The organism is Betaproteobacteria bacterium (assembly GCA_009377585.1).
Classification (GTDB): Bacteria; Pseudomonadota; Gammaproteobacteria; order Burkholderiales; family WYBJ01; genus WYBJ01.
On sequence record WHTS01000024.1, the window covers coordinates 26,339 to 40,778 of the forward strand.

Annotated in this window: 10 protein-coding genes; 2 read left to right on the plus strand and 8 right to left on the minus strand. The window is 66.6% G+C overall.

Features of this window, described 5'->3' with window-relative positions:
- Positions 1-168: 168 nt before the first annotated feature.
- From GEV05_10380 to GEV05_10395, 4 genes are all read right to left on the minus strand, one after another.
- Positions 169-1,905 (minus strand): hypothetical protein, encoded by a 1,737-nt coding sequence (locus GEV05_10380; GenBank protein MPZ43793.1) that lies wholly within the window; start codon positions 1,903-1,905, stop codon positions 169-171.
- Between the two features lie 238 nt (positions 1,906-2,143).
- Complete coding sequence (gene tagH / locus GEV05_10385; GenBank protein ID MPZ43794.1) at positions 2,144-3,964, minus strand: type VI secretion system-associated FHA domain protein TagH; 1,821 nt, start codon at positions 3,962-3,964, stop codon at positions 2,144-2,146.
- Positions 3,965-4,094: 130 nt separating this feature from the next.
- Positions 4,095-4,673, minus strand: a complete 579-nt coding sequence (locus GEV05_10390; protein MPZ43795.1) for a glycine zipper 2TM domain-containing protein — start codon at positions 4,671-4,673, stop codon at positions 4,095-4,097.
- Between the two features lie 486 nt (positions 4,674-5,159).
- Complete coding sequence (locus GEV05_10395; protein ID MPZ43796.1) at positions 5,160-6,482, minus strand: tetratricopeptide repeat protein; 1,323 nt, start codon at positions 6,480-6,482, stop codon at positions 5,160-5,162.
- Positions 6,483-6,580: 98 nt separating this feature from the next.
- On the opposite strand from GEV05_10395, the gene GEV05_10400 reads away from it, so the two are divergent.
- Together GEV05_10400 and GEV05_10405 are read left to right on the plus strand one after the other, a co-directional pair.
- Positions 6,581-7,150: a hypothetical protein gene (locus GEV05_10400; protein ID MPZ43797.1), complete on the plus strand. Its 570-nt coding sequence runs from the start codon at positions 6,581-6,583 to the stop codon at positions 7,148-7,150.
- 144 nt (positions 7,151-7,294) lie between these two features.
- Positions 7,295-7,684 (plus strand): DUF4280 domain-containing protein, encoded by a 390-nt coding sequence (locus tag GEV05_10405; GenBank protein MPZ43798.1) that lies wholly within the window; start codon positions 7,295-7,297, stop codon positions 7,682-7,684.
- Between the two features lie 169 nt (positions 7,685-7,853).
- On the opposite strand, the gene GEV05_10410 is transcribed toward GEV05_10405, so the two are convergent.
- The 4 genes from GEV05_10410 to tssH form a co-directional block, all read right to left on the minus strand.
- Positions 7,854-8,606: a hypothetical protein gene (locus tag GEV05_10410; GenBank protein MPZ43799.1), complete on the minus strand. Its 753-nt coding sequence runs from the start codon at positions 8,604-8,606 to the stop codon at positions 7,854-7,856.
- A 7-nt stretch (positions 8,607-8,613) separates the two neighbouring features.
- The gene (locus tag GEV05_10415; protein MPZ43800.1) at positions 8,614-9,162 is read right to left on the minus strand and encodes a DUF4123 domain-containing protein; all 549 of its coding nucleotides are present in this window, start codon (positions 9,160-9,162) and stop codon (positions 8,614-8,616) included.
- A 57-nt stretch (positions 9,163-9,219) separates the two neighbouring features.
- The gene (tssI, locus tag GEV05_10420; protein MPZ43801.1) at positions 9,220-11,304 is read right to left on the minus strand and encodes a type VI secretion system tip protein VgrG; all 2,085 of its coding nucleotides are present in this window, start codon (positions 11,302-11,304) and stop codon (positions 9,220-9,222) included.
- 168 nt (positions 11,305-11,472) lie between these two features.
- Complete coding sequence (tssH, locus tag GEV05_10425) at positions 11,473-14,241, minus strand: type VI secretion system ATPase TssH (protein MPZ43802.1); 2,769 nt, start codon at positions 14,239-14,241, stop codon at positions 11,473-11,475.
- Between the last annotated feature and the right edge of the window lie 199 nt (positions 14,242-14,440).

Consider the following 14,440-nt stretch of genomic DNA (forward strand, 5'->3'; position numbering starts at 1 on the left):
CCCGCACCACAGCGTGCAAATGCGCTAGTGTCCTGAGTCAGAAGTTCGTCACCCCCGCGAACGCGGGGGTCCAGGCGGAGTCTCGTTCTGGATTCCCGCTTGCGCGGGAATGACGAATTACAACGAATCTACGATTTACCACACTGGCCCAGCTCCAAGGAAATCGGGCTAGAACCACGTCACGGCGCGCATCCAGAATTGCGGATGCCGCGGAACGTCCGACGTGGGCAGCTCCGATCCGATGCGCCAGGCGAAATCCGCGGACACGCTGAAATCGCCCACGCGCCCGACCCGTATCCCGACGCCCGCGCCCCATAACGTGCGATCGTTTTCGTTCGGCTCGAACGTCGCCGGGTCCACGTCGAAAGTCGGATTCGGCGACTTGAAGCGCCGCACCTGCGCTCCGTCGACGAACGCCGCGAGCGTCACGTCGCTCTTGAACGGTTTGAACCCCGGCAGCGTGTAGCGGCCTTCGATACTCCATATCGCGGCATCGTCCGCCAGTCCCTCGCCCACCGGGTAGGCACGCACGCCGAAGGGCCCGCCGATACTCATCTTCTCCACCGAGGCCAGGTTTTTCGATGCCGACTGGTAGGAAAAGCGCCCGAGGGCGTGCAGGTTATCGGTGATCCGCTGCACCCGCTGCAGGTCGATGTTGATCTTGTCGAACCGACCCGCGGTCTGGAACGACAGCGCATCGTTCTCCACCAGCTCCTCGTTGAGCAGATCGAGGTTGCCTCGCGTCACGGAGACGGCAAAGGTATTGAGCCCGCCGCCCAGGAACAGGTCGCGCAGGTCGCCGAACACGCCGAGCCGGACCGACTTGATGCGCCGCTGCTCCAGCGAACCGACGGCCGCGACCCGGTCCTCGAGCTCTTTCAGCTCGCCCGTGAGCTGGCCGAAGACGTTGAAACCGCGCGTGCGTATGAACGGATGCACGACCAGGATCGAGGCCAGGTCGGCATCGCCGCTGGCGCGCTGATCGGCCAGGCTGCCCCCCAGCTCGTAGTTCATGTGCGCGAAGCTGAAGCCGGCTTTCGTGCCCCAGTAGCTCACCGGCATGGAGTACGACAGGCCGGCCACGTCGGTCAGCTTGTCTTTCGCGATCAGTCCGCGCACCGAGAGCTGATCGCCCAAGCCGAGCAGGTTGTTCGCAAACACCTGGGCGTTCAAGCGAATCGCACCAGCGTACTTGTTGCCGTAGTTCTCCGCCTCGACCACGCCCGTGACGCGGCGCCCGTCGTCGCCGATCTCCACCGTCAGGTCGGCCTCGCCGACGTTCGCACCGGGGCCCAGGGTCGATTGCACAGTGGTGGCAGGCAGGTCGCCGAGCAGCAGCAGCGGCCGCTCCACCCCCTGTTCGGTGGCGATGGCACCCTGCTCGATGCGGCGCAGGTAGCCTTCCACGATCCAGGGTTTGAGGCGCGCGCTCGGCCCCTGCTTCGAATGGACCTTGCCGACGTGGCCTTCGAGCACGTGGATCTCGACGATGCCGCTGGAGAGCTGCTGGCGCGGCAGGTAGGCCTGGGCCAGGAAGTAGCCTTTGCTGCGATAGAACGAGGTGACTGCTCGAACCGCTTCGTCCAAGCCGTCGAAATCGAGCTCGTTGCCCACGAACTCGTCCAGCACGGGCTGGATCTGGGCGTCGGTGAAGAGCGTGTTGCCGCTGATGCGGAAGCCCTTCACCAGCACCTTGATGCCGGCGGGCGCCTCCATGCGAGGCCGCGCGGGCGGAATCTCGATTCCGGTGGAGGGCCGCTTCTGCGCCGGGGGTTCCTTCACCGTGTCGAGGATCGTTCCCGCGTCCGGCCGCACCGGCTCGGCAGCGTGAGAACAAAGCGAGAGCAGAAGCAGACCCGCGGCCCCCAAGCGGCCTGCCGGCCGCATTGCAGACCTTTGCGTCATGCCCTGCTCTCCCTGCTCGTCTTGTCGTCGAACGCCATCGTGCCATCGGAGCGGCGGGCGGCTCGGAATGAGCCGTACGTCGCCGTCATTTCGCCGCAACGGCCTACTGTAAGGCCATTGGCGGCTGCACGGCTACCCGCAACCGGGGTAGCAGACGAGTCATCGTGCGCTTGTTGTATTTCGACAACAAGTTATTGTTCTGGTTATCAATCCTTACATGAACAAGGCGAGATAACCGCTACCGTCCGAGGCGTCTGACCTGCTCCTGATAGGCACGCAGGAATGCGGCGCCGAACACCCGGTCGAAATCGTCGTCGACATCGGCCTGGGTCTGCCGATAGTAGGCGACGAAGCAGTCCCACAACTGCGCTTTGCGGTTGGCGAGGAGCGACTTGCCGCCTTCCTTTTGCAGACGCTTCTCGATCGTGTCGGGATCGAAGCGCTGAATGGCGCCGATCAGCGCGGCGCGCAGGCCGGCCACCAGCGCCAGCTCGTGCGCCTGCAGGTCGTTGCAGGCGTCCGCGACTGCCTTGGCCGGCGGCAGGAACGCATCGGTGCGCGTGACCGGATCGAACACGAATTGCAGCGCCTCGTCCACCGATTCGGACAGCTTCAAGGGATTGTTCTCGCGCGCGGCCACCATGGTGCGATCCACCGCCCGCAGTTCTTCCTTTACCTTGGAGCGGGCGAGCAGCATGCCCATGAGGCCTTCGATCGCTGCCCGCACGGTGGCCCCGCACTCTTCCAGGAAGCGATCGGCGTCGACCTGGGCCGTGTCGACGCCCTGCATGCCCGCCCCGCGCAGGAAAGTGGCGATCGCGCCCTGCACGTCGGACGGCGTGGCAGCCTGCGGCATCGGTGCCGGCGCGGCGCGCGCGCGAATCGCTGCCGCATGCAGCAACATACTGGGCTCGGTGTTTGCCCCGACGACATCGAAAGGCAGCGGCGCAGCCTCTTGCGCAGGCGATGGCGCCGGCGCGGGCGATGCCGGCGCCATCGCGCCGAAAATGCCCAGCGGATCGTCCGCGGGCGCACGCGAGGGGCTCTCTCCCAGCAGCTTTGCCAGCGGATCGTCGTTCGCGGCTGGCGCTTGTAACGGATCGGGTAACGCAGGCGGCGCAGCGGGCTGACGTCCACGTGGCGCAGGCGGCGCAGCGGCGGGCGCGGGAAGCGGCAAGTTGAAGTCATGCACGTGGTCGAGCTCGTCGCTGCCACCCCTGCCGCCGCCGAACTGGCCGCGCCCATGCCCTGGCGACAGCTCAGGGGAAAGGCCGAGCGGGTCGGCACCGCGCACCCCGGGGCCTTGCAGCAACGCATCGATCGGCGACTCGGTGCCGGCGCCATGCAGGAATTCGTCCGGCGACCCGGTAGTGGCCGGCGTGGATGCCGAATCGCGTCCGAGTATCCCTGCGAGCGGATCGGACGCCGGTGCCGTGCCGGGACGACGGCTCGCATCGCCGGGCCGGCCCAGGATGTCGAGCAGCGGATCGGGCGCATGGGTGTCGCGCTTGCCGAGAAGGTCCTGCAGATCGCTGGGCGGCGCCTTCGGTGCCGCCGGCGCACGCGCATCGCGGTTGCCGAAGAGATCCTGCAGAAGATCCCCGGACGGCGCGGACGGCGTCTTCGGCGCCGCAGGTGCACGCGGCTGCAGCGGTTGCGCGCCGAAGAGCCGATCGAGGTCGGCCGGCTGCCCCCGTGACGAAACGGGATTCGCAGGCAAAATGCTCAGCGGCTCGCCTTCCTCCACCGCAACCAAACCGAACTCGTATTCGCCGATGGCCATGCGATCGCCCGCGTGCAACGGTTGCTGAGCGCCCGGCCCGACCACTTCGCCGTTGACGACCACCGGATTGATCTGCGAGATCACGTGCAGCAGGTAACCCTCAGGGCGCCGCAGGATGGTGGCGTGCTTGCGCGATACCCGCCGGCTGTGATCCTCCAGGACGATGTCGCATTCCTGGCCGCGCCCGATCATGTATTGCGCGGCGCTCAGAACCGTGGTGACCGGTTCGGAGAATTCTTCGCCGGCATGCCGCGCTGCGTAGATGGCCAAAACCATGACGTGTTACGTTGGACGACGGGATTGGCGCCGACTATAGCACCTCACCCTGAACGAAGCGTCGGCCGCGTTGTGGCGAACAACGTCGGCGCGGCCGCGATCGCAGCCGCATGTCCCCGCCGAGCGAACGCTATTGCTGTGGATACGTGCCACCAACGGGCTGCTGGGGTTGGGCGGGTTGTTGGGCGTACGGCGCGTAACCCGGTGCTGCATAGCCTGCGGGTGGCGGTGGCGCGTAACCCGCAGGCGGCGGGGCGTAACCGGCGGGTGGTGGTGCATAACCCGCGGGCGGTGGCGCATAGCCGGGCGGTGGCGCGGGCCGTGCAACCATGCTGTCCGCCGCGCCCACGGCGATGCGTATGCTGCTGCCCGGGTGATAAGGCAGCGTGGTGGTGATGTCGCGGCCGGCGTAACGGTATACCACCGAATAGCCGCGAATCGCCTCGCGCGTTACGCCGTCCACGACCCGGCACGGTTGCGCCATCGGTGCAGCCGCCATCGGTGCGTATGCCATGGGCGCCGCTGCAACGGGCGCGGGCGCCGCCGTGCCGGCCATGACGCGATCGCCGATCATCGCCCCGCCGATCGCTCCGGCAGCCGTAGCCGCAGTTCTGCCCGACCCCTGGCCGACCTGATTGCCGAGCAGTGCACCGGCTGCGCCGCCGACCACGGCGCCGGTGGTGGATGCCGGCGCGTTCGGATTCGCCATTCGATCGGCGATCACGGTGCCGGCGACCGCACCGACTGCGCTGGCCGCATCCCGCCCACGTCCGGAACCGACTTGGCTGCCGAGCAGAGCGCCGGCCACGCCGCCGACCGCGGGCGCCACCATGTTGCGCTCCTGAGGCGGCGCGGGCTGCATCGGAACCCCGGGCGGCAACGGCTGCGGCACGGCCGCGACCACTTGCGGCGCCATCGGCGCGCCCGGCGCGCCCGGCACGCACTCGCGCCCATCGACGACCGGCCCGTAAAGCGGCGTTACCGCGATCACCGGCGCCACGTCCATGAAGTCGACCGCAGCCGCAGGCGCGGATGCCATCGCCATGACAACCAGATAGCGCGCTTTCGCCTTCATGAGCTGAACCCCCATCGTCTGCCGCGAGCCCCCCGGCGCGCTGTATCCATGGTGCGCGCGATGGCATGGGCAGGCAAGGAAACAATCGACATGACAAAAACCTGCAAGACCCGCGCCATGTCAGGCTGCAGGCTTGCGGGCAACCACGACGTGACCGGCGACTTCGTTGCCGGCCTCCATGCGCAGCCACTCGCCGCGAATGCTCGCCCGCTCGAAACCCGCACGCGCCAGCGCCAGCTGCGCGTACTGGCTGCCGTGCGCATAGCGCCCGGTGTGGGTGAGCCGATAGCGCTCGCTCGAATCGGCGGCAAGCGCTTCCAGCGTGACGGCGAACAGGCCGCCCGGATGCAGGGCGGCGAAGGCCGCCTGCGCAGCCTCGTCCAGCTCGCCGAAGTAGCACAGCGTGTCGGCGCACGCGATGGCGTGATAGTGCCCCGGCCGCGAACGCATGAAGGCGGTGAGCTCGCTTTCGTACAGCGCGTCGTAGTGGCCGCTCGCGCGCGCGTGTTCCAGCATCTTCGGCGAAAGATCGACACCGTCGAGCTTCGCCGCCAGCGGGCGCAACAACGGCCCGCAGAGTCCCGTGCCGCAGCCGGCGTCGAGCACTGCGATCGCGTCGAGCGCACCAGCCGCACGCAGCGCCTCGACCACCAGCGTGGGGGCGCGGTATTGCAGCTTCTGCAGATGGACATCGAACGTGCGGGCGAAGCCGTCGAAGACCGAGCGCACGTAGTCGTCGGAAGCACGCGTCGGCGCAGTCCCGCCTTCGACCGAAGCGAGCAAGTGGCGAGGTTCGGCATTGTCCGGTTCCGCTTCGGCCCACTTGCGGTAATGGTCGCGCGCCTCGTCGTAGCGACCGAGCTCGCAGAGCGCGAGGCCGACGAACGCGCGCGAGCGCGTGCGGGTATGGTCCAGTGCGACCGCCTTGCAGAACAGAGCATAGGCTTGCGCGACCTCGCCGCCTCGAAGGCGCATGCGGCCCAGGTTTTCGTACGGCAGCGAAAACTCGGGCGAAAGCGCGATGGCCCGCTCGAAGCAGCGGATGGCCTCGTCGGCCTGCCCGGACGCGTGCGCGACGTTGCCCAGGTTGTTCAATGCCCGCGGATCGTGCGGGGCGAGCGCGAGCACGCGCCGCAAATGCCGCGACGCCTCGTCCAGCTTGCCCGCCTCGCACAACAGGTTCCCAAGATTGTTGTGCGCGCTCGCGTAATCGGGTGCGGCCGCCACGGCCCGGCGCATCAAGGCGAGCGCTTCAGCATCGCGATCGCACTGGCGCATCAGCAACCCGAGGAAATGCAGCGCATCGGCATTCTCCGGCGCCGCATCCAGAATCTGTCGATACAACGCTTCGGCCTCGTCGAGCTGGCCGTTGCGATGCAACTCCATCGCGGCGCGCACGGCCTCCTCGATCGTGACGGTGCGCGTCTGATGCTCCGTGCTCATGCGGCTACTTCGTCCACGTTGTCGAAAAGCCGCGGCGCGCGTCGCAACCGAGCTGTGCTACGCTGGATCGACCAGCACAGATGGGAGGACCCGGGCACATGAAGCCACGCAGGCGGCGCAAGTTTTCCGTCGAGGAGGCCCTTCATGCCGGCGGCCGCAGCCGAATCGATCTCCTGCGCCACTGCGTGCAGTCGGTCACGATGGAACCGCTGTTCGTGTTCCTCGTGGATGAATATCGGCAGCGGCCGCAGCATGCCGCAGCGCTCGCCTTGTTCGACATGTTCTGCGCGCCCGGCGCGCCCGCCCGGCTCGGCGCCCATGCCGTCCTGCCGCCGATGAATCTCGTGCTCGTGGCCGGCACGCGCGCGTTGCGGGCGCAGTGGTCGCAAATGCAGGCGGCCGAGCCTCCGGCTGCCGAAGTCGCGGTCCCGCGCACGGTTCCGATGCGCGGACTGTTCGATTCCGTCGCGCGTGCGGCTACACAGGATCCGGATGGCGCATGGGCGCGCCTCACCCGATACTACGATCCCGCGCTCGCTCCGTCGGACAATCTCCCGGGCGGGCGCATGAGTACCACGCAACGTCATTTCGTGGAGAACGTCTGGAAGCCTGTCGTGCGGCCGCGCCTGGTGAGCGCGGGATTCTGGCAGCTGCAGACCATCGAGTGAGCGCGACACCGGCTGACGGCCTCGCGCGCTCGTCGCGTGCTGCCCGGACAAGGATCTTTTGACCTTGCGTTTTGGCTTCTCACTAAAGACAATGACGAGCATCGTCTGTCGCATTCTCACAATCATCGGCACCGAGGAGGCACGATGCCGTTACACGTCTGCAACGGGGCGCTGCTGCAATGTACTTTCGGCGCCGCGCCCAGCACTTTCGTCGTACTGCCGATCAATCGCATGCTCACCAGCAATCAGCCGGCCGCGAACATCATGGATCATAAGCCGATGGTGAACGTCATGCCCTTCGGCGTGTGCAGCAGCCTGGCGAATCCCACCGTGGCCTCGGCCACCTCCGCGGCGCTCGGCGTGCTCACCCCCATGCCGTGCGTTCCGAACACGCCCGCGCCCTGGGCGCCCGGCTCGCCCACGGTGCTGCTCGCCAACCAGCCGAGCCTCAACAACACGTCCAAGCTGATGTGCGTCTACGGCGGCGTAATCTCGGTGCAGTACCCGGGACAGACGACGCACATGATTCCTTGAGCGCGCGCGCTCGAACTCCCCTTTCCATGAACCTGCCCGCATCAGCGGGCACGCGACGCTCCCCTCTCCCTTTGGGAGAGGGGTTGGGGGTGAGGGAAGAGACGCCACGACAAGGTTCCAGGGCGCAAGCCGCGACATATGCGTCGTGGCGTCTCTCCCGAAGGGACACTCAGATTCTCGCATTCGCACGCGCGGCTCGCAGCAACCGATCCAGCTTCTCGTCCACGTTCGCGCCGCCCGCATCCTGCAGCGCCTGCTGCGCCCAGGCGTACAGCGGATCGGCGAGCACGCCCGCACCGAACAGGAACATGAACTGGGTCATCAGCACCACCGCCCAACGATCCGCCAGATCGAAGCGTTTGCAGCCCTCGACGGCGAGCCGGGTCAGGTCGTACAGCGTTTGTTCGCCGACCTCGGCGAACTTGCGCGGGTAGACCGCAGCCAACTGGATGAGCAGGTCGCGCTGCGAGCGGCTGGAGTTCTTGCACAACTCCTCCACCGAGCGGCCGAGCACGTAGCGAACCGCCGCCACATGCTGGCTATCGCCCTCGCCCATGACGCGCTGGCGCCACGATTGCGCCCGTTCCCACAGAAGATTCAGGCGCCGCGAAAGCGTACTCTCGTCGTTCGTGGCCAGCACCGCAGCCGCCCAGGCCGACTGCGGATCGTGCTCCCAATGACTGCCGAAGAGCAGCATCAAGCAGAGATAGCGCTGAACGTCGGCCGCCGCCTCGAGCCCGTGCGCTCTTGCCTTCTCGATCCCCAGGCTCACCACGGCCGCGAGCGCGGGCTCGCCGAATTGAATGGAGCACTGCGGAAACGCCTCCGCAAGCCCGGCACGCAGCTGCCGCTCCAGGCCCGCTTGCGAAGCGTCCGCGAACGCGGCCAACTGGGATGTGCGGATGACCAGCATGGCGGGCAAGCGAAGCTCAGGATGCGATGCCGACGATCGGGCGCGCGCTACGCTGCAGCTCGCCGGCGGAATGCGCGAACACCAGCGCGGAGCCTGCCGACTCGCCTTCGGCGACGAAGCTCGCAACAGGACCGAACATCTGCATGACCTGCTCGGCGTTGCAGGTGGGCAGGAATATGCGCAGCACGCGCGGATCGTAATAACGAAACAGCATCGGCTTGCCGTCCGGGCCATAAACGATGTTCAGCGTGCGCAGATGGAACCAAACGGTGCGCAGGTCGCATTGCGCCACGGCGAACGACGCCCAATGGTTTCCCCAGCCGTGCGCGATGACCCAGTCCGCGAGCTCGCTGTCGCGTTCCAGCTGAACCAGATAGGGCGCCACTTCCGCGATGTCCGGCGCAAGCTCACCATGCAGAAGGCATTCGAACTGCGGCCCGGCAGCACCGTGCAGGCGCTCCAGCAGGTTAGAGATGCTGGCGCCATCCAGGAGCGCGTACACACGGTCCCTGGGTGCAACCCAAAGCAGCTGTTTGAGCGCGTTCAGCGCTTCTTGCCCTAGCATCGGAACTCCCCGGCTACGACCCGATCGAGCGGCCGCGCCGCGTATCGAGCGGCCACGTCAGATCTCGCAAAACGGCGCGCCGCTTTGTGCGGCCTGCTTCAGCGCCACCGCCTGCGGACTGTAAGTCTGCACCGGCGGCGGCGCCGGCTTCGGCGGCGCTTCGTCCTTCTTGCCCGGCTCGCCGGTATCGGCCTCCTTCGCCGCCTTGGGCGCGGCCGGCGACGCGCCCGAGCCGCTGCCCGCCGAGCCGCCGCTGTTGATCTTGACGAGCGTGCCCAGGATGTCGACGCCCGCGGGCGTGATGTTGATGAAGTTGCCGCCGACCTTGAGCGAGATCTGCGTGCCGGCTTCGAGAATGATGTTCATGCCGGCCTTGAAATGGATCTCCTGGCCCGAATCGAGCGCGGATTTCTGCGCCACCTTGTACTGCAGGCTCTGATTCACCTTGAGCGAAGCGATGCCGGTCACCTCTTCGTTCAGATCGCCTTTCACCTTCAGGCTCTGATCCTTCTCGACCAGCTCGTTGCGATCCTGCTTGACGATGAGATGGCTGTCCTGGCCGATCCACGACAGGCGGTCCTTCTTGATGCGCACGTCGAGCTGCTTCTCGCCGTGGATGAAGATCTGCTCCGAGCCCTTCTTGTCCTCGAAGCGCAGCTCGTTGAAACCGCCGCCGCCCTCGGACGAATTGGTCTTGATCGTGGACTTGGTCTTCTCGCCCGGCAGCGCGTAGGGCGGCTTCGCCAGCCCGTTGTATACCACGCCGGTCACGATCGGCAGATCCGGATCGCCTTCGAGAAATTCCACCACCACTTCCTGGCCGACGCGCGGAATGAAGAATGCGCCCCACTTGTTACCCGCAATGGATTGGGTCACGCGCGCCCAGCACTTGCCGCCGACGCGATCCCAATGGAATTGGAGCTGCACGCGTCCGAACTCGTCGGTATCGATCTCGCCCTTGCCGACGACCATGGCGGTTTGCGCACCGTGGATGAGCGGTTTGCGGGTGAGCCGCTGGGAGTGGAAAGCCTGGTCGGCCTTGAGCGCGCTGAAGGTGACGCGGAACTCCGCCCCGCCGCCGCCGGAAAGCCCTGCCGTGTAGTCGTTGACCTTGAGATCGAGTTCGGCCGCGGTTGCCAGGTACTCGGCGTTCACCGCCGGGTCGTAATGCCCCTTCAGCTTGAAGCGGTAGCCGACGCGAAGCCCGCGCACGTTGCCGGCTCCGTTCAGAATACGATAACGGCTTTGGAGCTCTTCCATGCGCACGTTGACGTAAGCGGCGGTCCGGCCCGTGATGCTCTTGTCGCCGCCGATGTCGAGCCCCTGCGCCGTGTAGTCGTAGACTTCGAGATCGCCGTAGGTATGCGAGCGGGTGTTGGCAACGCCTGCTTCCTCGGTGCGCGCCTTGAAGAAGTCGTAATCCTTGTACCGGTACTTTCCGGGCTGCACCGAAGTGACCGCCGACCACTGGTCGACGACGTCGTAGCTCACATCACCCGGATCCTCCGAAAAGAAGCGCAGCTCGCTGCAATCGGGGTGCAGCATGTGCGCGCTCTGCGAATCGGAAAGCGTGAGCTCGTGCTTGCCGTCGGCGTGGACGAAGTAGTAGTAGATGCCTTCCTGCTCCATCAGCCGGCTGACGAAGTCGAAATCGGACTCTCGATACTGCACGCAGTACTTCCACACGGAATGCGGGCTGGAAAGCTTGTCGAGCACGCTCCCGCCATAGATGTTGAGCACCTGCTTGATGATGTCCGGAACCGACATGTCGTTGAAGATGCGGCAATCGGCACGCCGGGTCGAGAACCACAACCGCGGCTGCAGCAGCAGCCGATAGCCGTAGCCGATGCCGGTCTTGTAGGCGGGCGTGCGCACCTCCCCCAGCTGGGAGAAGCGGGTGACGTCGCCGTTGATGTAGCGCGGCGCCCCCGCGTCTTCGGTTTCGAAGACCAGCGTCGCGTTGGTGGCGAGGATCGATTCCGGTGCGATGTCGGCGCGCTCGCTGACCACCTCGACGCTGTATTCGAACAGCCGCCCGAGCTCCTCGCGGCCCGTGACCCGGGTCAGAACGAGCGCATCGGCGCCGAGCTTGGTCGCGATCTGGGCGGCTCGATAGCGCCCGCTAGCTCCGCCTTCATTCATCGCTCCCCTCCTCCGACTAGAGCCGCACGCTTCGAGCAACCCGCAGCGAGGCGGGGCTTCAGGCCTCGGCAGCCGCTGCAGCGGCGCTTGTCCGCCACGGCGGCGAGCTTGCCTGCCGCCGCGACAGCGCGCGCCGCGCGCTCAATCGAACCAACGCGCGCCGCGCGCTCAATCGAACGCATAGCCGAAATCCCCGTTGTCGACGCGAACGCGAACGCGTTCGACCGGCCTGCCTTCCATCATGCGCTTGAGGAACTCCTCGCTCAGCCTGGGCAGCACGGTATTGGTCAGGATCGCATCGATCATGCGCCCGCCGCTCTCGAGCTCGGTGCAGCGGCTGGCGATCAGCTTGATCACCTCGTCGTCGTAGCTGAACGGAACCTTGTGGTTCTCCTGGATGCGCTTCTGGATGCGGCCGAGCTGCAGGCGCGCGATCGAGCCGATCATCTCGTCGTTCAGCGGATAGTACGGGATGACCACCAGGCGCCCGAGCAGCGCCGGCGGAAACACCTTGAGCAGCGGCTCGCGCAGCGCCTTGGCGATCGTTTCGGCCTCCGGGATCAACTCCGGGTCCTTGCACAGGCTCATGATGAGATCGGTGCCCGCGTTGGTGGTGAGCAGGATGACGGTGTTCTTGAAGTCGATCACCCTGCCCTCGCCGTCTTCCATCCAGCCCTTGTCGAACACCTGGAAGAAAATCTCGTGCACGTCGGGATGCGCCTTCTCGACTTCGTCGAGCAGCACCACCGAGTAGGGCCGGCGGCGCACCGCTTCGGTGAGCACCCCGCCTTCGCCGTAGCCCACGTACCCGGGCGGCGCGCCCTTGAGGGTCGAGACCGTGTGCGCTTCCTGGTACTCGCTCATGTTGATGGTGATGATGTTCTGCTCGCCGCCGTAGAGCACCTCGGCGAGCGCCAGCGCCGTCTCGGTCTTGCCCACGCCCGACGTGCCGGCGAGCATGAACACCCCGATCGGCTTGTTCGGATTGTCGAGCTTGGCGCGCGAAGTCTGGATGCGCCGTGCGATCATGTCGAGCGCATGGCGCTGGCCGATGATGCGCTGCGAGAGCGTGTCGGCGAGCTTGAGGATCGCTTCTACCTCGTTCTTCACCATGCGCCCGACCGGGATGCCGGTCCAGTCTTCCACCACGGCGGCGATCGCCTGGTGATCGACCGTCGGCAGGATGAGCGGCCGCTCGCCCTGCAACTGATGCAGCTCCGACTGCGCCTTGCGCAACTGCTCGAGCAACCCACCGCGCTCTTCCTCGCTCAGGGTCGGCGCCGCGGTCTTGGGTGCCTCGGGGTTCGCGCTCTGAACCGAGGTGCTGGCCGCAGCCGCCGCGGCCGCAGCCTCCAGCTCGCTCGCCGTACCTTCGACCTTGCCCGAAGCGGCGCGCAGTTTTCCGCGCAACGCCAGGATCGTCTCCACCAGCGCCCGCTCCGCCTCCCAACGCGGCTCGAGCTCGGCCAGGCGGCCCTTCTCCGCGGCGAGCTTTTCCCGTGCGGCCGCTTCCCGCTCGGCCGTATCGATGCCCACGGCGGTCTCGCGGCCGATGATTTCCAGCTCGTTCTCCAGTGCCTGGATGCGCTTGCGACAATCGTCGACCTCGGGCGGCACGGCATACTGGCTGATAGCAACTCGCGCACACGCGGTATCGAGCAGGCTCACCGCCTTGTCGGGCAGCTGACGCGCCGGGATGTAGCGGTGCGAGAGCTTCACCGCGGCTTCGATCGCCTCGTCCAGGATCTGCACCTTGTGATGCTTCTCCATGGTGGTGACGATGCCGCGCATCATGAGAATGCCCTTCTCTTCACCAGGCTCGGCCACCTGCACCACCTGGAAGCGGCGCGTGAGCGCGGGGTCCTTCTCGATATGCTTCTTGTATTCGGCCCAGGTGGTGGCCGCCACGGTGCGCAGTGTGCCGCGCGCGAGCGCGGGCTTGAGCAAATTGGCCGCATCGCCCGTTCCGGCCGCGCCGCCCGCGCCCACCAGCGTGTGCGCCTCGTCGATGAACAGAATGATCGGCTTGGGCGAAGCCTGCACTTCCTCGATGACGCTGCGAAGGCGCTGCTCGAATTCGCCCTTCATGCTCGCGCCCGCCTGCAGGAGCCCCACGTCGAGGGTGCGCAGCGACACCTCCTTCAACGGCGGCGGCACATCGCCCGCCGCGATCTTGAGCGCGAAGCCCTCGACCACGGCGGTCTTGCCCACGCCCGCCTCGCCGGTGAGCAGCGGGTTGTTCTGGCGCCGGCGCATCAGGATGTCGACGATCTGGCGGATCTCCTCGTCGCGCCCCACCACCGGATCGAGCTTGCCGCTGTGCGCCTGCTCGGTGAGGTCGATGGTGAAGCGCGCGAGCGCCTCCTGCTTGCCCATCTGCGCGGGCGCAATCGCACCGCTCGCTTCGCCCGGCGCCGCGCCGCCGCCGACCTGCGAGCCGTCGCGGGCCGCCAACCCGTCCTCCGGCGAACCGGCCACGATCTTCGCCAGGTCGTCGGCCAGCACGTCGGGCGTGATCGCCTGGAACTGGCGCGACATCGCGTAGAGCGCGTTGCGCAACGTCGTGGTCTTGAGGCACCCGACCAGCAGATGCCCGGTGCGAACCGCGCCCTCTCCGTACTTGAGCGTGCCGTACACCCAGCCGCGCTCCACCGCGCTCTCGATGTGCTCCGACAGATCCGAAATGGCGGTCGATCCGCGCGGCAGCGCATCCAGCGCCGCGGTCATATCGGATGCGAGGCGGGAGTGATCGATGCCGAAGTGACGCACGATGCGATGCAGGTCGCTGTCCTGATTCTGCAGGATCTGGTGCAGCCAGTGCACCATCTCGACATACGGATTTCCGCGCAGCTTGCAGAATACCGTCGCACCTTCGATCGCCTTGTAACCGAGCGAGTTGAGCTTTCCAAACAGTGCTACCCGGCTTATCTCGGACATTGCATTCTCCCTTCGTTGCGACCCGGCGTTGCGCGCGGTCGCTGCAAGCATTCGTTACATCGTACAGCCTATGCGCGGCTGCGGCCTAGCGCGCTCACCCAATCGCCTTTCACACCCCGCCACTTGAATTTGTCCCAAGGGGCATGGTTGTCTTCCCTCTCCCTTCGGGAGAGGGATCGAGGGTGAGGGAAATTATGCG

Excerpts from the sequence above, each read along its gene's own strand:
- GEV05_10380 (MPZ43793.1), bottom strand. The coding sequence starts at position 1,905 with ATGACGCAAAGGTCTGCAATGCGGCCGGCAGGCCGCTTGGGGGCCGCG.
- tagH (MPZ43794.1), bottom strand. The coding sequence starts at position 3,964 with ATGGTTTTGGCCATCTACGCAGCGCGGCATGCCGGCGAAGAATTCTCC.
- GEV05_10390 (MPZ43795.1), bottom strand. The coding sequence starts at position 4,673 with ATGGCGAATCCGAACGCGCCGGCATCCACCACCGGCGCCGTGGTCGGC.
- GEV05_10395 (MPZ43796.1), bottom strand. The coding sequence starts at position 6,482 with ATGAGCACGGAGCATCAGACGCGCACCGTCACGATCGAGGAGGCCGTG.
- GEV05_10400 (MPZ43797.1), top strand. The coding sequence starts at position 6,581 with ATGAAGCCACGCAGGCGGCGCAAGTTTTCCGTCGAGGAGGCCCTTCAT.
- GEV05_10405 (MPZ43798.1), top strand. The coding sequence starts at position 7,295 with ATGCCGTTACACGTCTGCAACGGGGCGCTGCTGCAATGTACTTTCGGC.
- GEV05_10415 (MPZ43800.1), bottom strand. The coding sequence starts at position 9,162 with ATGCTAGGGCAAGAAGCGCTGAACGCGCTCAAACAGCTGCTTTGGGTT.
- tssI (MPZ43801.1), bottom strand. The coding sequence starts at position 11,304 with ATGAATGAAGGCGGAGCTAGCGGGCGCTATCGAGCCGCCCAGATCGCG.
- tssH (MPZ43802.1), bottom strand. The coding sequence starts at position 14,241 with ATGTCCGAGATAAGCCGGGTAGCACTGTTTGGAAAGCTCAACTCGCTC.